At 73.5% G+C, this 16,281-nt stretch carries 15 protein-coding genes; 8 read left to right on the forward strand and 7 right to left on the reverse strand.

Features of this window, described 5'->3' with window-relative positions:
- Window positions 1–51: 51 nt before the first annotated feature.
- Window positions 52–1,719 carry a carboxylesterase/lipase family protein gene (locus ACWDYJ_RS17535; protein ID WP_451566439.1) on the forward strand — a complete coding sequence of 556 codons (1,668 nt, stop codon included), beginning with the start codon at window positions 52–54 and terminating at the stop codon, window positions 1,717–1,719.
- A 21-nt stretch (window positions 1,720–1,740) separates the two neighbouring features.
- Here ACWDYJ_RS17535 and ACWDYJ_RS17540 read toward each other — a convergent pair whose 3' ends face one another.
- On the reverse strand, window positions 1,741–3,084 hold the full coding sequence (locus ACWDYJ_RS17540; RefSeq protein ID WP_451566440.1) for a M64 family metallopeptidase: 1,344 nt from the start codon (window positions 3,082–3,084) through the stop codon (window positions 1,741–1,743).
- A gap of 163 nt (window positions 3,085–3,247) precedes the next feature.
- Between ACWDYJ_RS17540 and ACWDYJ_RS17545 the strand changes: the two genes are divergently transcribed.
- Entirely contained in the window at window positions 3,248–4,684 is a 1,437-nt protein-coding gene (locus tag ACWDYJ_RS17545; protein ID WP_451566441.1) for a tetratricopeptide repeat protein, read from the forward strand.
- A gap of 24 nt (window positions 4,685–4,708) precedes the next feature.
- On the opposite strand, the gene ACWDYJ_RS17550 is transcribed toward ACWDYJ_RS17545, so the two are convergent.
- The gene (locus tag ACWDYJ_RS17550) at window positions 4,709–6,232 is read right to left on the reverse strand and encodes an MFS transporter (protein WP_451566442.1); all 1,524 of its coding nucleotides are present in this window, start codon (window positions 6,230–6,232) and stop codon (window positions 4,709–4,711) included.
- A 195-nt stretch (window positions 6,233–6,427) separates the two neighbouring features.
- Here ACWDYJ_RS17550 and rpmG point away from each other — a divergent pair, with 195 nt between their 5' ends.
- The 4 genes from rpmG (at window position 6,428) to rpsR (ending at window position 8,351) form a co-directional block, all read left to right on the forward strand.
- Entirely contained in the window at window positions 6,428–6,592 is a 165-nt protein-coding gene (gene rpmG, locus ACWDYJ_RS17555; protein ID WP_030162346.1) for a 50S ribosomal protein L33, read from the forward strand.
- 68 nt (window positions 6,593–6,660) lie between these two features.
- Window positions 6,661–6,909, forward strand: coding sequence for a type B 50S ribosomal protein L31 (locus ACWDYJ_RS17560; RefSeq protein WP_451566443.1), 249 nt, complete (start codon window positions 6,661–6,663; stop codon window positions 6,907–6,909).
- On the forward strand, window positions 6,906–8,051 hold the full coding sequence (locus ACWDYJ_RS17565; protein ID WP_451566444.1) for a CobW family GTP-binding protein: 1,146 nt from the start codon (window positions 6,906–6,908) through the stop codon (window positions 8,049–8,051). Before ACWDYJ_RS17560 ends, ACWDYJ_RS17565 begins: the two co-directional genes overlap by 4 nt.
- A gap of 54 nt (window positions 8,052–8,105) precedes the next feature.
- Window positions 8,106–8,351, forward strand: coding sequence for a 30S ribosomal protein S18 (gene rpsR, locus ACWDYJ_RS17570; protein ID WP_451566445.1), 246 nt, complete (start codon window positions 8,106–8,108; stop codon window positions 8,349–8,351).
- Between the two features lie 149 nt (window positions 8,352–8,500).
- Here rpsR and ACWDYJ_RS17575 read toward each other — a convergent pair whose 3' ends face one another.
- Together ACWDYJ_RS17575 and ACWDYJ_RS17580 are read right to left on the reverse strand one after the other, a co-directional pair.
- Window positions 8,501–8,746: a DUF6158 family protein gene (locus ACWDYJ_RS17575; protein WP_451566446.1), complete on the reverse strand. Its 246-nt coding sequence runs from the start codon at window positions 8,744–8,746 to the stop codon at window positions 8,501–8,503.
- Window positions 8,747–8,850: 104 nt separating this feature from the next.
- Complete coding sequence (locus ACWDYJ_RS17580) at window positions 8,851–9,207, reverse strand: hypothetical protein (RefSeq protein WP_451566447.1); 357 nt, start codon at window positions 9,205–9,207, stop codon at window positions 8,851–8,853.
- Between the two features lie 194 nt (window positions 9,208–9,401).
- On the opposite strand from ACWDYJ_RS17580, the gene ligA reads away from it, so the two are divergent.
- On the forward strand, window positions 9,402–11,489 hold the full coding sequence (ligA, locus tag ACWDYJ_RS17585; protein ID WP_451566448.1) for an NAD-dependent DNA ligase LigA: 2,088 nt from the start codon (window positions 9,402–9,404) through the stop codon (window positions 11,487–11,489).
- On the opposite strand, the gene ACWDYJ_RS17590 is transcribed toward ligA, so the two are convergent.
- The 3 genes from ACWDYJ_RS17590 to ACWDYJ_RS17600 form a co-directional block, all read right to left on the reverse strand.
- Window positions 11,479–11,754: a hypothetical protein gene (locus tag ACWDYJ_RS17590; protein WP_451566449.1), complete on the reverse strand. Its 276-nt coding sequence runs from the start codon at window positions 11,752–11,754 to the stop codon at window positions 11,479–11,481. The genes ligA and ACWDYJ_RS17590 overlap by 11 nt on opposite strands.
- Before the next feature lie 142 nt (window positions 11,755–11,896).
- Window positions 11,897–12,565: a response regulator gene (locus ACWDYJ_RS17595; RefSeq protein WP_451566450.1), complete on the reverse strand. Its 669-nt coding sequence runs from the start codon at window positions 12,563–12,565 to the stop codon at window positions 11,897–11,899.
- A complete protein-coding gene (locus ACWDYJ_RS17600; protein WP_451566451.1) occupies window positions 12,565–13,836 on the reverse strand; it encodes a sensor histidine kinase in 1,272 nt (423 codons plus the stop codon). The genes ACWDYJ_RS17595 and ACWDYJ_RS17600 overlap by 1 nt, the downstream gene beginning before the upstream one ends.
- 266 nt (window positions 13,837–14,102) lie before the next feature.
- Here ACWDYJ_RS17600 and ACWDYJ_RS17605 point away from each other — a divergent pair, with 266 nt between their 5' ends.
- A complete protein-coding gene (locus ACWDYJ_RS17605) occupies window positions 14,103–16,259 on the forward strand; it encodes an MMPL family transporter (RefSeq protein WP_451566452.1) in 2,157 nt (718 codons plus the stop codon).
- Window positions 16,260–16,281 lie beyond the last annotated feature (22 nt).

Consider the following 16,281-nt stretch of genomic DNA (forward strand, 5'->3'; position numbering starts at 1 on the left):
GGGCGGTCGCGGCACAGTGACGGTTCACCTGCTCATGAGGGGTCGTCAGCCGTGCCGGAGTCCAGGATCGCGAGCAGCCCCAGCCCCGGTTCCAGCCTCACGCGCGGGCTGTCGGCGGCGCTCGTGTGCGCGCTGTTCCTGATCTGCGCCGCCGGGACGGGGAAGTCCACCGCGGTCGCCTCCCCGCCCCGGAGCGAGCGTCCCGTCGTGGACACCGACGGGGGGCCCGTACGTGGCCGCGCGCACGGCGCGTACGACACCTTCGAGGGGATCCCGTACGCCGCCGCGCCGACCGGTCCGCTGCGCTGGCGACTGCCCCGGCCCCCGCCGCGACGCAGCGGCGTACTCGACGCCGGAGCGCCGGGCGCCCGGTGTGTACAGCTGCCGCCGCTCGGGCCGGGCGGGCCGACCGGCGCGGAGGACTGCCTGTACCTGAACGTCACCGCGCCGAGCGGCGGGGTGCGGGCCGGGCGGGCGCGACCCGTCATGGTGTGGTTCCACGGCGGCGGCTTCCGCAACGGCGCCGGTGACCCGTACCGGCCGGAGCCGCTGACCGTGGCGGGCGACGTCGTGGTCGTCACGGTCAACTACCGCCTCGGGATCTTCGGTCTCTTCGGTCATCCGGCGCTCGGCGGGGCGCCCGGCTTCGCGCTCGCCGACCAGCAGGCCGCGCTGCGCTGGGTACGGGTGAACGCGGGCCGCTTCGGCGGCGATCCGGACCGGGTCACCGTGTTCGGGGAGTCGGCGGGCGGCCTCAGCGTCTGCGCGCACCTGGTGTCCCCCGCCTCGGCCGGTCTCTTCCAGCGGGCGATCGTGCAGAGCGGATCCTGCTCGACCACCGTGCCGCCGTACGCCCTGCTGCCGTGGCTCGGCGCCTACGAGCCCTTCGTGCCCGAGGCGCGCACGGTGTCGGACGGTGTGGCCGCGGCGGCCCGGCTCGGCTGCGGCGACGGGCCGTCCGGCGCGGTGCTCGACTGCCTGCGCGCGCTGGACGCCGCCCGGCTGGCGACGCCCGAGCTGATGGAGCGGTTCTCCCTGCTCCCGTACGGCGGCGCCGCACTGCCCGTCGAACCGCGCCGGGCGCTGCTGTCCGGCCGCTTCCATCGGGTGCCGGTGATGCAGGGCACGACGCTGGACGAGATGCGGATCTTCGTCGGCCAGACCCTGGCGGCGTATCCGGTGGACGGCGAACGGGCCTACCGGCAACGGCTCCTGGCCTCCTTCGGCGCGTCCGCCACCGCTGTCGAGGCGGCCTACCCCGCGGCCGGCCATCCGAGCGCCGCCCTCGCCTGGGCGACCGCGCTCTCCGACGCCTCGTTCATCTGCCCGGCGCTGCGCGACAGCCGCGCGCTGGCCCGGCACGTGCCCACCTACGCCTACCGGTTCAGCGATCGCGGCGCGCCGGACTTCACCGGCCTGCCGGAGCCGGCCGGCTTTCCGTACGGCGCGTCGCACGGCTTCGAACTGCCCTATCTCTTCACGCTCTTCACGACGGGTACCCTGGCCGCGCCGCAGCGCGCGCTGTCCGCCCGGATGACCGGCTACTGGACCCGCTTCGCCCGTACCGGCTCTCCGAACGGCCAAGAGGCCGCCTGGTGGCCCCGGTTCGGCTCCTCGCCCGCCCCGGTGCTGTCGCTGGCACCGGGAGCGGGCGGGATCCGGCCGGTGGACGCGGAAGCGGCCCACCACTGCGCGCTGTGGGACGCGGTGCGGCCGTAGGGGGCCGTGGTGCGTTCGCCGTTACAGGCGGACGTCCCAGGTCACGGTCGAGGTCAGGGCGCGGGCGAGCTCCGGGTCGCGGACCGAGGTCGTGCGGTCCTCGGCGGTCACCGACAGCTTGTGGGTGCGCAGGTCGAACAGCCACAGGTCGGCGACGGCCACCTGGCCGCGGCCTGCGAAGCGCTTCAGCTCCCGGCCGTCGAGGTACCAGCGGAGCACGGGCTGGTGTCCGTCCGCCGCGGCCAGCCCGGTGACACCCGCGACCGCCGTGTGGCGCGAGCGCAGCGCGCGGTCGGTGGGGGTGAGCGGGGTGACGAGGTTGGCGTGCCGGTGGAACCCGGCGATCATCGCTTCGACGCCGGGGAGGTTGAAGGGCTTGCCCAGGACCCTCATCAGCGAGTTGTCGGTGGGCCGGTTCAGACCGGTGACGTAGTAGCCGCCGCCCTCGTACGCGCCGACCGTGCCGCCGTCGGGTGAGGTCTCGCCGAGCCAGCGGTACCACTTGGCCCGCTGCGCGGTCATCCGGTCGGCGCTCAGTTTGGAGATGTTGACGTCGGCGGGCTCGCGGCCGGTGTACTTCTCGTAGCCGGGCACGTCGGGGTAGAAGTACTCGTCGGCGAGTTTGCCGAGGGAGTGGCCGGTCTCGTGGATGGCGACCTGGCCGGACTTGGGGTGGCCGGAGGAGGCGGTCGAGATGCCCTCGTAACCGAGTGTGGCGCTGGGCTCGTTGTAGCCCGCCCCGCCGTACTTGGCGCTGTTGGCGAGGACGATGACCAGGTCCGCCTCCGGCGCCCTGGCCACGTACGCGTCCACCTTGGGCTGGTCGACGCAGAGCAGCCGCTCGATGTCCGCGCACCAGAAGTACGAGCCGAGCGCGGTGTCGCGGACGGTGGCCGGGTCGGGGTCGCCGGAGACGCCGGACTGGGCGGACACGGCGTCCACCGTCCAGACGTTGAAGAGATCGCGGTACGTCGTGTAGGGCTCGACGGCCGCGACCTCGGCCCACTTCGCCCGCACGTCGGTGTGGAACTGCGCGAGCTGCTCGGCGGTGTAGCCGTCGCCGACGAAGACGACGTCGAGGCGGTCGGCGGTGGGGCCGTTGTCGACGATCTTGGTGACCTGGCCGTCGGCTGCCCGGGCCGTGTCGGAGAGGCGGGACGGGTTGTGCGCCCGTCCGGCGGCGGGGACCAGGGTGTGGCCGGATCCGGCCTCGCGGCCGTGTTCCGGGCCGGGTATCTCGACCTCGACGCGGTGGGGCCCGGTCGGGCCGGCCGCTCCCGCCTGCGCCGGCGCGGCCAGGAGCGCGGCGCCGGCGCAGGCTGCCGCGAGCGCGGCGCCCAGAGCCGATCGGATGGCTGGTCTCATGAAGTCCTCCGCTGCACAGGGGAGTTAAGTGGGGAAGTAAGTCTGCTGAATCGATTGCTTAAATTAGGTGGCGCGCGGGAGCTGCGCAATGGGCCGTTCGCGCTGAATACTTGGGCTGAACACTTGGGAGGCGGGAACAACCGTGTCCGCAGCAGGGGGATTCATGGACGAACCGGCCGAGATCGGCCGCAGGGTGCAACGCCTGCGCAGCGAACGTGGCCTGACGCAGAGGCAGCTGGCAGAGCCGTCGTACACCCCGGCGTACGTGTCGACCCTCGAGGCGGGCAAGGTCCGGCCCTCCGAGACGGCGCTGCGCTTCCTCGCGGGGCGGCTCGGCACCTCGTACGAGGAACTGGCCACGGGGCGTCCCGCCCATCTGGCCACCGAACTGCGCCTCGCCCTGACCGACGCCCAGCGCACCCTCGCCACCGGCTCCGCCGAGGAGGCCGCCGTCCACTACCGGCGGCTGCTCCACGAGGCGGAGCGGCTCGGCCTCGCCGACGAGCGGGTGGAGGCACTGCTCGGGCTCGGCGACTGCGCCCTTGAGTCGGGTGAACTGGCGGATGCAGCGGGGCACTTCGAGGCGGCGGAGCTGCTGCTGGCCGACGCGCCGCTCCCCCGCCGGGCGCGGCCGATCCGGGGCCGCGCCGTCGCGCACCTGCTCGCCGGGGAGCTGCGGTACGCCTGCTACCTGCTGGAGTCGGCCATCGACGCCCTGAACGCGGGCGGGCTCGCCGATCCCGAGGCGCTGATGCTGCTCTACGCGGCCGTCATCGGTCCGTACGTGGACATGGGCGCCCATGCCCGCGCGGCGCACGCGGCCGAGCTCGCACTGGCGCTGGCCCCGCAGGTGGGTGATCCGGCGCTGGTGGCGGGCATGCACCGGCAGGTCGCGCGGACCTTCCTCACCGAGGGCCGGGTGGCCGAGGCGGACGCCTCGATCGCCAAGGCCCAGGCGGTCTACCGGCAACTGCGGCTGCGGACCGATCTGGCGCACTGCCACTGGATGCGCGGTTACATCCAGGCACAGAACGGCGAACTCGATTCCGCCGAGCGGGAGTTGCGGATCGCGCGGGGGATGCTCACGGCCAAGCGGGCAGCCCTGTACACCGCGCAGGTGGAGGTGGAGCTCGCCGATGTGCTGCGGCGGCTCGGCCGGTACGCGGAGGCGGCCGAGCTCGTCTCGCCGCTGCTGGAGCCGGGCTCCGGGCCGGGCTCGCGGCCCGGCGGCGGACCCGGCACCGACCCCGGCGCCCTGCACGCGGGCGGTGCGCACCGGCTGCTCGGACTCATCGCGCAGGAGCGCGGGGACACGGAATGCGCCGAGGAGCACTACGTACGGGCGCTGGCGCTGCTGGAGCGCAGCGGAGCCGGTGGCGACCTCGCCGACCTGTGCCGGCTGCTGGGCGATCTGCTGCGGCGCACCGGGCGGACCGAGGCGGCGCTGGACGCCTACCGCACCGGGCTCGGGCACCGCGCGGCGGCGGGCACGACCACCCTGGGGCCGGCGCCTGCCGCCCCGGCGTTCCGGCCGGCCGCGACCCCGTCCACGACACCACTTCCGACACCGCTTGCGACACCGCTCCCGGCGCCGCGGTGAGGGCGGCGCCGGGAGCGGGGGCGGTCAGTGGTTCTCGGTGGGCTCGAGGTCGTGCGGGATCAGCGCCCACGTCGTGGCCGCGGCGGCGACCGCCAGGGCTCCGGCCATGAGGAAGGCCGGGGTGATCGCCAGGGTGAAGGCCTGTGAGGCCGTGTCGAGGAGGGCCTGGCCGACAGCGCCGCCGAGGCGCTCCGCGGTGTGCGCCGCCTCGCCCACGGAGTCCCGTACGGCGGCGGCGGTGGGGCCGTCGAGGTCGAGCGCCGGCAGGTTGCCCCGGTAGAGCGCGGCGGCGGTGCTGCCGAGGATGGCGACACCCATGGCGGAGCCCAGCTCGTAGCAGGTCTCCTCGATCGCGGCCGCGCTGGAGACCTCGTCGGCCGGAGCGGCGGAGACCAGGGTGACGGAGGCGACGGTGGTCGCGAGGCCCGTACCGAGGCCCATGACGGTCAGCGCCACCGCGAAGGCCGGGTAGCCGAGGCCGGCGAACTGCTGGACGGTCCAGGGCAGGGCCATGCCGGCGGCCAGCACCACCAGTCCGGCGCCCAGGACGTGCCGGATCGCGAAGCGCTGCATCAGCGTGGGCGCCACCATCGAGGCGCCGATCAGCGCGAGCGGGGCGGGCAGCAGTCGCAGGCCGGCCTCCAGGGGGGTGTAGCCCTGGCCGTACTGGAACCACTGGGTGACCAGGAACAGGATCGCGCCCATGCCCACCATCGGCAGGAAGATCGCGGTCGCGGCGACGCTGAAGGCGGGCTTCAGGAACAGCCGTACCTGGAGCAACGGGTTGTCCAGGCGCAGTTGGCGGCGGACGAACACGGTGAGGGCGACGGCGGCGAGGATCAGCAGGGCCCAGGGCAGCGGATCGGCGATGCCGCTCTTGCCGAGCTGCTTGATTCCGCCCGCGAGGGCGAGCATGCCGACGATCGACTGGCCGACACCCCACCAGTCCCACTTTCCGGTGGCGCGCGGGGAGCGCGACTCGGGCAGGTAGCGCAGGCCGGCCGCGACGATCAGGGCGGCGACGGGGAGGTTGAGGAGGAAGGCCGAGTGCCAGCCGTAGTCCTGGACCAGGAGGCCGCCGACGACCGGGCCGAAGGCCATGCCGCCGCCGAACACGGCGGCCCACACGGCGAGGGCGAAGGCGCGTTCCTTCGCGTCGGTGAAGACGCTGCGCAGGATCGACAGGGTGGACGGCATGATCGCCGCGCCGCCGATGCCGAGCAGGGCGCGTGCCGCGATCACGTGCCAGGCCTCGGTGGAGAACACCGCGATCAGCGAGGCCAGGGCGAAGATGCCGAAGCCCGCCATGAGCAGCCTCTTGCGGCCCCAGCGGTCGCCGAGGGCCCCGGCGGTGACCAGCAGGCCGGACAGGGCGAGCGCGTAGACGTCGATGATCCACAACTGCTGTACGGCGCCCGGCTGGAGGTCGGCGACGAGCGAGGGGAAGGCCACGTTGAGGATCGTGGTGTCCATCGAGATGAGCAGGAGGCTGCCGGAGAGGATCGCCAGGACGACCCAGCGTCGCGGGTCCAGCGTGGGGGTGTGCATGGGATTCCGTTCTCGGTGGTGCACAGGGGCCGCCTGGGGTCGGCGGATCAGGGGACATGGGCGGGAGGAGGACTCTTCGGGCCTCGCGATGAGCCTTCTCCGCCTCGAATGATACAAACATGTCTCACTAGGCGCAAGAATGCCTCACGGCGGGGCTGTTGTTGATAATGGAAACCATTGCCATATACTCGGGACATGGCTCGCAACGAAGTACGCCCGATCGTCAAGCTCCGCTCCACCGCGGGGACCGGCTACACCTACGTCACCCGCAAGAACCGGCGGAACGACCCCGACCGGATGGTGCTGCGCAAGTTCGACCCGGTGGTGCGCCGACACGTCGACTTCCGCGAGGAACGCTGACCCGGACCGCGACCGCGACCGCGGCGCAGGCACGCGACTCACCACCCACGGCACAGAAGGACACCGCCATGAAGCCCGGAATCCACCCCGCCTACGGCCCCGTCGTCTTCCGCGACAAGGCCGCCGACTTCGCCTTCCTCACCCGCTCCACGGCGACCAGTGAGAAGACCGTCGTCTGGGACGACGGCAACACCTACCCCGTCATCGACGTCGAGATCTCCTCGCAGAGCCACCCCTTCTACACGGGCACGGCCCGCGTACTGGACACCGCCGGGCGCGTCGAGCGCTTCCAGCGCCGGTACGGGAGCACGTCGTGAGCCTGCCCGTCGTCATCGTCGGCGGGCTGCACGCCGACGCCCGCAGAGCCGCCGTGGACGGGCTGCTCGCCACCGTTCCCGGCAGTGTCGCGCTGCACCACGACCTCTCGACGGCGGCTGAGGGCGGAACCCTACGGCGCACCGTGCGCGACGTGTCGGGCCCGCTCGACTCGGGCGAGGCCCCGCTCGTCAACGACTGCGCCTGCTGCGCGCTGCGCGAGGACCTCGTCCCGGAACTGCGGCGCCTCGCACAGGACGGGACGGCCGCGCTCGCCGTCGTCGAACTGTGGGACTCGGTGGAGCCCCGGGCCATGGCCGAGGTGATCGACGCGCACGGCGGCGAACTCCTGGAGCTGTCCAACGTGGTCACCGCGGTCGACCCCGCCCTGGTGCTCCCCTACCTCGCCAACGGTGACGACCTGGCGGAGGTCGGCCTGGCCTCGGCCGCGACCGACCAGCGCACGGTCGGCGACGCCTGGGCGCGGCAGTTGGAGTACGCGGCCGTCCTGGCGCTCGTCGACAGCCCGGAGGCCGACGACACCGACCTCGCGCTGCTGGACCAGCTCCATCCCACCGCCCGCCGGGCGGCCGCCGGATCCGCGGAGCTGGCCCGGCTCGCCTTCGCCGGCTTCGACACCGAGGCCGCCGCGGCCGCTCAGCACCCGGCGTGCGCGCTGCTGCCGCAGGAGGCGGACGAGGCGGGGGTCACCACCCTCGTCTGGCACCGCTGCCGCCCCTTCCACCCGGAGCGGCTGTACGCGGCGCTGGAGGACCTCACCTGTGCGGCGGCCCGCAGCCGCGGCCGGTTCTGGCTCGCCGACCGGCCCGACACCCTGCTGTCCTGGGACGCCGCGGGCGGCGCGCTCTGCGTGGAGGACAACGGGCCCTGGCTCGCCTCCCTCCCGGACGCCGCTTGGGAGTTGGTGCCTCCCGTCCGCCGGGCGGCGGCCGCCCTGGGCTGGCATCCGGAGCACGGCGACTGCTGCCAGCACCTCGTCTTCACCTCGCCCGGCCTCGACGGCGAGGGCCTGCGGGAACTCCTCGAATCGTGCCTGCTGACCGACGACGAGTTCACCGCCGGGCGGGAGGGCTGGAAGCGGCTGCCGGCCGCCTTCGACGCCCTGCTCGACCCCGTCGCGTAGACGACCCGCTCAACCCCTCACCCCCCTGCTTCGCCCGAACCCTGGAGGCATCCCATGGCCCGACGCCAGACCCCGCTCCGCGGCGCCAAGCCCGCCAAGTCCCGCCCCAATCCGCTGGACGCGGCGAAGATCACTCACATCGACTACAAGGACACCGACCTGCTGAGGAAGTTCATCTCCGACCGCGGCAAGATCCGCAGCCGCCGGGTCACCCGGGTCAGCGCACAGCAGCAGCGGCGCCTCGCGGCGGCGATCAAGAACGCCCGCGAGATGGCCCTGCTGCCGTACGCCTCCCGCTGAGCCCGGCCCGCCTCAGGAGGGACCACCACGTACCGTTCGGGTCACGTCACCGTCCGGAACGGGTTTCACGGCCACTCCGCCGGGCAGAAGCCGTCTGCCGCCCCGCGCACTCGCGGGGCGGACCAGTACTCAAGGAGATCGCCGTCCGGTCAGTCCGTGTCCGCCGTGCGGGCACGGGCTCCCGCCCGGGTGCGGCCCGCGACCGGGGCCCGCTGCGGGTGGCGGCGTACGTACTCCTCCTCCAACTCCCGCATGCGCTTCGTATGCGTCGCCAGCGCGTCGTCCGACCCGTACAGCAGCGTCTCGTGGCGCGTGCGGTGAATGGTCTCCAGCTCCTTGAGCAGCCGGCCGTCCTCCAGCAGCCGCGCCTCCGGTCCGCCCGACTGGTCTTCCATCGCCACCACCTCCGCGTTCCGTGGACGCTCTCGTTCCTCGTCTCACGGTAGCCCGCCGTCCCCGACCGCGCGGGGTGAGCGCGGCCGGTCGGCGAGCGGGGCGGTCAGACTCCGGTCACGGCCGCGGCGGCGGGGGCCTCGTCGAGCTCCCACGCGTGACGCTTGAACTCCCGGCGGAAGTCGGCGTGGTCCTCCCACTGCCGGGCGATGCCGCGCAGGACGTCCCAGTGGTGCTCCACCGACTGGTCGATGACGTTGCGCGTCCTCGCGTCCGCCGCCGCCCGCTTCTCGATGAGTCCCTTGACCGCCGAAGCCTCCAGGACGCTGTTGCGCAGGGCGCGCAACGCCCGGGAGGTGTCGTCCATCGCGAAGCCGTGCTCACTTCCGGTCTCCGCGTCGAACAGCGGGGTGAGCCTCGCCTCGATGAACGCGGTGATCCGCTCGAAGTGCCGCACGTCCATCAGGGGTCTCCCTCTTCCGCCGCACCGACGCGCGGTGCGGCCTCTCGTAGCTGCTGACGTACAAGATACGAGGCGCCGCCTGCCCGCGGCCGACCGGGCGCGCGAATGCCGGCATCACCGTGGCCGCGCGCCGGGGGAGGCGAGGCCGGGCACGCGGAAGGCCCGTTGTCAGACCCCCGCGTCACCATCGAAGCATGACGATCACCACCGCTTCCGCACTGGCCGACCGGGACGAGTACGCCGACGCCATCGCCACCGCGATCAAGGCTTCCGCCGCCTACTACGGCTCCGGTCGATCCCCTCTGGACGACGCCTCGTTCGACCTGCTCGTCTCCCTGATCCAGGCGTACGAGGCCTCCTACCCGGAGCACACCGACCCGGCCTCGCCCACCGGGAAGGTGGCGGGCGGGGCCGTGCCGGCCGGGGACGTGGCTCATACGGCGGCGATGCTTTCACTGGCCAACGCCTTCCGCCCGCAGGACCTGCTCGACTGGGAGGCCTCTCTGGTCCGGCGGCTCGGCGGCCCCGTCACCGGCGGGTTCGCCGTGGAGCCGAAGCTCGACGGGGCCTCGCTGGCCGCCCGTTACCGCGCGGGGCGGCTGGTGCAGCTGGTCACCCGGGGCGACGGGACGGGGGGCGAGGACGTCTCGCACGCCATCGGCGCCATCGTGGGCCTGCCGCGTGAGCTGGCCACGGACGCCTCGTTCGAGGTGCGCGGCGAAGTGCTGCTGACGAAAGCCCAGTTCGAGCGGGCGAACGAGATACGCGCCGCGCACGGAGCGGCCCCGTTCTCCAACGCGCGCAATGGCGCGGCCGGCACGCTGCGGGCCAAGGGGCGCCCGTACACCGTGGAGATGACCTTCTGGGCGTTCGGGGCGGTGGAGCTCGACGGCGGTGAGGTGCTGCCGCGCACGACCCACGCCGAGGTGATGGCGTACGTCGCGGCGGCGGGCGTCCGGACGGCCGCCGCCACCCCGGCCGGGCTGACGGTGGCGGCGACGGTCACCGAGGTCCAGGAGCACGTCGATCGGATCGCGAAGCTCCGCACCGCGCTGCCCTTCGGGATCGACGGGGTCGTCGTCAAGCTGGACTCGCTGGCCGAACAGGCGGCGGCGGGAACCGGCTCGCGTCATCCGCACTGGGCGACGGCGTACAAGCTGGCGGCCGTCGAACGGCGGACGCGGTTGCTGGACGTGACGTGGGCGGTGGGCCGCACCGGGGTGCTGGCTCCGACGGCCGTGCTGGAGCCGGTGGAGATAGACGGCTCGGTGGTGCGGCACGCCACGCTCCACAACCCCGCCGACATCGAGCGCCGCGGCCTGCGTCTGGGCGACACCGTGACGGTGTACAAGGCGGGTGACATCATCCCGCGGGTCGAGGCACCCGTCGTGGAGTTGCGGACCGGCGCCGAGCGACCGGTCGAGCTGCCGGCCGTCTGCCCGGGCTGCCAGGGCGAGATCGACCGGTCGCAGGAGCGGTGGCGCTGCGCGCAGCCCGCCGACTGCGGGCGGATCGCCGCGATCCTGTACGCCGCCGGGCGCGATCAGCTCGACATCGACGGGCTGGGTGAGCGGTACGTCCGGGCCCTGGTCGAGGACGGGAAGGTGCGTGACGTCGCGGACCTGTTCGGCCTGGACCGGGCGGCGCTCGCGCGGGCCGCGGGGAGCGAGAAGCGGGCGGTGAAGCTGGAGGAGCAGATCGGGGCCGCGAAGGACCGGCCGCTGTCGCGGGTGTTCTGCGCGCTCGGGGTCGTCGGTACCGGGCGGGGCATGTCCCGGCGGATTGCCCGCCACTTCGGGACGATGGAGGCGATCCGGGCGGCCGACGCCACCGCCATGACGGCGGTGGAGCTGATCGGCGAGACCAAGGCGGCCGGGATCGTCGCCCAGGTCGCGGAGTTGGGACCGGTCATCGACAAGCTCGTGGCGGCCGGGGTCAACCTCACCGAGCCGCAGCCGCAGCCGCAGCCGCAGTCACATTCACAGTCACCGGCACGGGAAGGGGCGGAGGACGGAGCGGAGGCGGGACCGCTGGCCGGTCAGACCGTGGTGGTCACGGGGAAGATGACGGGCGCGCTGGCGGCGTACGAGACCCGCGACCAGGTGCGTGAGCTGATCGAGCGGGCGGGCGGCAGGTCCGCGAGCGGGATATCCGGCAGGACGACGTTGCTCGTCGCGGGTGAGAAGGCCGGCGGCAAGGTCGCCAAGGCCGAGGCGGCCGGGATCGAGATCCTCGGCGAGGAGGCGTTCGCTCAGCGGATCGCCGCGCTCCTCACCTCCTGAGGGGGTCCGGCCCGGACGGGTCCGCCGGGGTCACGGCCAGGAGGGGCGGGGCCGGTGAGGTGAAGCGGTGGCCGCAGGGGTCGAAGACCAGGACCACGGCCTCGCTCGGACGCTGACGCCAGGAGATCCGCTCCGGCGGCCCGGCGCACACCGGACAGGCGGGCAGTGGGCAGACGGGTAGGGCGAAGACGGGCTGCGGGCTCGGCTCCGTCCGGCACTCGGGCGCGGCCGCGCGCGCCGACTGCATGGGGTGCGGATCACGCATGGGGGCTCCCTGGTCCGGCGGTTGTGCTGCTGGAACTGTGCCATGCCGGGCCTCGCGTACGCATGGGCGAATCATCCAGTGTTGTGGCTGGTCACAGGTGCGTGCGGCAGAGGGAATCCGGGCCTCTGGGGGCACTTGGTGATCAACTGCTCCTCCGTTCGGCCTCGACCAGGCCCGATTCGTAGGCCGCGATCACCGCCTGCGCGCGATCGCGTACGCCCAACTTGCCGAAGATGCCGGTGATGTGGTTCTTGACCGTGGAGATGCTGATGTCCAGGTCCCGGGCGATTTCGGCGTTGTCGAGGCCGGCGGCCAGCAGCCGCCAGATCTCCAGCTCGCGCGGGGTGAGTCCGGCGGGCGCCTCCGGGGCCGGCCGCGGTTCGCGCGGGACGGCACGGACGTACGTGGAGATCAGCCGGGTCAGCAGCCTCGGGGCGACGGCGGCCTCACCGGTGTGGACGGTACGGACGGCGGCGATCAGCTCCTCCGGGGAGACGTCCTTGGGCAGGAACCCGTAGGCGCCCGCGCGCAGGGCGGCGACCACGTACTCGTCCATGTCGAAGGTGCTCAGCGCCAACACCCGGGATCCGGGCGACGTCCGGGCGAGTTCCGCGGTGGCCTGCACTCCGTCGAGGACCGGCATCCGGATGTCCATCACCACCACGTCGGGGCCGAGCCGCTGGGCGAGCCGCACCGCGTCGGCTCCGTCGCAGGCCTCGCCGACGACTTCGACGTCCGGGTGGGGCGCTAGGATCAGGGCCAGGCCGCGCCGTACCAGCGGCTGGTCGTCGGCGATGAGCACGCGGATCATCAGCGGTGTTCCCCTCTGTCTCCCCCGGGCGTTCCCCCGCCGGCAGCCGCACCCGGTGCGACCGGGAGGCGGGCCGCGACCCTGAATCCGCCGTCCTCGAGCGGGGCGGCCTCCAGGGTGCCGCCCTGCAGGGCGACGCGTTCACGCATTCCGATCAGACCGTACCCGCCGCGGCCCGGAGGCCTGAAGGGCACCCCTCGGCCGGACGGCCCGCCGGACGGCCCGCCGGACGGCCCGTCGTCGCGGACCTCCACGGTGACCGCGTCCGGACGATACGTCAGCTGTACGCGGGCCCGCGTGTCCCCGGCGTGCTTGCGGGCGTTGGTCAGGGCCTCCTGCACGACCCGGAACACGGTGAGTCCGACGGTGGGCGGCAGCGGGCGGACCGGTCCGCGCACGCTCAGCTCGGTGTCCATCCCGGCCAGCCGGGATTCGGTGACGATCCGGTCGATGTCCTCGGCGCCGGGCTGCGGCGGGGGCGGGGTGGTCCGCTCGGGTTCCCGCTCCCCCGCGCGCAGCACGTCCAGCAGTTGGCGCATTTCGCCCAGCGCCATCCGGCCGGATCCCTCCAGGGTCATCAGGGCCTCGCGGGCGGCCTCGGGGTCGTGCGTCAGGTTGGCCCGGGCTCCGCCGGCCATCAGCTGCATGGTGGTGATGTGGTGGGCCACGATGTCGTGCAGCTCGCGGGCGATCCGGCGGCGCTCGTCGGCGACCGCCCGTTCGGCGAGCAGTGTGCGGTGTGCCTCGGCCTCGCGCTGCCGGCGGTTCATCACCAGCCCGGCGCCGACGACGAGGGCCGAGGCGAGCGCGTTGCCGACGAGGACCGAGCCGAGGGGGAGCAGTGTGCCGCCCTGGCACACGGCGGGCAGGGGCACCGCCGCGAGCGCCCCGGCGGCGATCACGACCGGTCGGCAGTACCGGGCCGTCGTGAACAGGGCGACCGCCAGGGTGACGCTGAAGTGCGGTGAGAGCGAAGTGACGAGATTGAATGCCACGCCCAGGACCAGCACGGCCGTGAGGACCGCCACCGGGTGGCGGCGCCGGGCGAGCAGGGTCATGGCCGAGGCCACCAGCAGGAGGGACGCGCTCACGCTGATGGGCTCGCCCTCGGCCTGACCGCCGATCGCCAAGCCCATCAGGTCCGTGGCGGCGCCCCCGACCGCCACGAGTCCGTCGTTGCGCGTCCATGCCGGCCTGTCGGCGCGCATGCCCATGGTGCGGTCCTCCCCCGCCGGACCTGTCGCCGCCCGGCTGGTGCCAGGGCGTTTCACAGCCGGTCTCCGTTGATCCATTCTGGCATCGCGTCCGGCCCCGGTCACGGGCCCGCAGGCGGGCCCCGGACCAGGACTCCGGTCCTGGTCGCGAGCGGTTCGCGGACCCTGGTCCCGGGGGCCGGCTCCTCCTGTGCCCCGACGTTTCCCGGCCCGGCGCCTGATGGTCTGGAGACAGGCCGGGCACCCCCGGCCGGTGTCGCACAGACCGGAGAAGACGAGTGATCCGCGACCTGACCGGGTTTTCGACGAGGCATCCGTGGAAGGTGATCGCTCTCTGGGCGGTGGTCGGCCTCGCGCTCAGCCTCCTGGGGCAGGTGTTCGTCCACCGCGCGACCCAGGCCGGCGACGGCGGGTTCCTTCCGGCGTCCTACGATTCGGCCGCCGCTCTGAAGGTCGCCGAGGAACGGTTCGGCGTACGGCCGGACGCCAGCCCGCTGATCCTCCTGGTGGCCCGGACGGACGGGGCCTCCCTCTCCGACGCCGACGAGCGGCGGATCGACGAGGAGGCCGCCCGGCTGGCCGCGCACCGGATCACCATGCCGCCCTCCGAGGACGACCTGTTCCTGGTCCAGGACCATTCCCAGCGCCCCCGGATCGAGCCGGCCATGACGGCGCCGGACCGTGGCTTCCGGCTGCTGTCCGTCGAGTTGAAGGGCAATCCGACCGACCCCCGGTTCCAGGACACCTACCGGGCCTTCCGCGACCACGCCCGGGCCGAGTTCCAGAAGGCGGGCCTGCGCACGGGGTTCACCGGCGGGCTCGCCGACACGGTGGACGCCACCGATGCGGAGGAGACCCGGGCGATGATCGTGGGCATCGTGGTCACACTCGTGATCGTGCTCCTGCACGTCCTGGTCTTCCGGAGCGTGCTGGCCGCGCTGCTGCCGCTGCTGGCCGTCGCCGTCGTCGGTGGCGCGGCAGCGGGGACGGTGGTCTGCGCGGCGCTGCTGAGCGGTGTCGAGCTGGCGCCGTCCACCCCGAGTCTGATCAACGTGGTGCTCGTCGGTATCGGGATCGACTACTTCCTCTTCCTGCTCTTCCGCTTCCGCGAGCAATTGCGCCTGTATCCCGGGCAGTCGGGCCGCGCGGCGGCCGCGGAGGTCGCGGGCCGGGTGGGTACGGCGATCACCTCGGCGGCGCTGACCATCGTCGCCGCCTTCGCCACCCTCGGGATCGCCTCCTTCGGACAGTTCCGGGTGCTGGGCCCGGCGATCGCGGTCTCCGTGCTGGTGATGCTGCTGGGCAGCCTGACCCTGATACCCGCGCTGCTCGCGGTCAGCGGCCGCAAGATGTTCTGGCCTTCCCGGGCCCTGAAGCGGGAGTCGCGGGCGGGTGTGTCCGGCCGCCTCGCCGAGTCCGTGGCCAGGCGCCCCCTGGTCCTGGTCCTCGCCACGGTGGCGCTGCTCGGCGCGCTGGCCGGTGGCCTGGCCGGCATGCGCATGGATTACGGACAGGGCGGGGCGGGCGGGGAGCGCACCGCCGCCGCGCGCACGGCGGCGGAGATCTCCCGCGCCCTGCCCGCCGGAGTGTCGGATCCCGCCACGGTGTTCGTCACCGCCACCGACGGCAGTGCGCTGACCGCCGAGCGGCTGGCCGGGCTGGCGGGCGCGCTGGGCCGCGTGGAGGGGGTGGGCCAGGTCTCCCCGACCGTGCTGAGCGAGGACCGCGGCGCGGCCCGGATCGACCTGCTCCTGACGGCCGACCCCGGGCGGCAGGAGGCACGCGACCTGGTCTCGGGTCCGGTCCGGGAGACGGTCGGCGCCTTCCGCCCCGCCGGTACCGAAGCCCACGTCGGCGGCACGGCGGCGGTGTTCGCCGACATCGCGGTGGCCGTGGAGAAGGACCTGAAGGTGATCTTCCCGGTCGCGGCGGTGCTGATCGGGCTGATCCTGCTCGTGCTGCTGCGCAGCCTGCTCGCTCCGGTGGTGCTGATGCTCGCGGTCGGGCTGGGTTTCGCCGCCACCCTGGGGGCCTCGACGCTGCTCTTCCAGCACGGGCTGGGACGGCCCGGCGTGGACTTCTCGCTCCCGCTGGTGCTGTTCCTGTTCGTGGTGGCGCTGGGCACCGACTACAACATCCTGATCAGCGACCGGATCCGGGAGGAGATGGAGAAGCCCGGGTCGGCCCGCGCGGCCGTGGGCCGGGCCGTACGCCACACCGCGCCGGCCATCGCGGCCGCGGGGCTGGTGCTGGCCGCCTCCTTCGGGAGCCTGGCCGTCAACCCCGCCCCGTCCACCCAGCAGGTCGGCTTCGCGACGGCGGTCGGGATCCTGCTCTCCGCCTTCGTCCTGTCGATCGTCCTGGTGCCGGCGCTGGCGGCGCTCCTGGGCCGTTCGCTCTGGTGGCCGCTGCGGCCGCGTGGCCGCGCCGAGCACCGGACGCCGAGGCCGGACACCGACCGGGTGCCGGTCGGCCAGTAGGGCTTGGTCAGGACCTGGGGGG

This window comes from Streptomyces sp. NPDC003042, assembly GCF_053591315.1.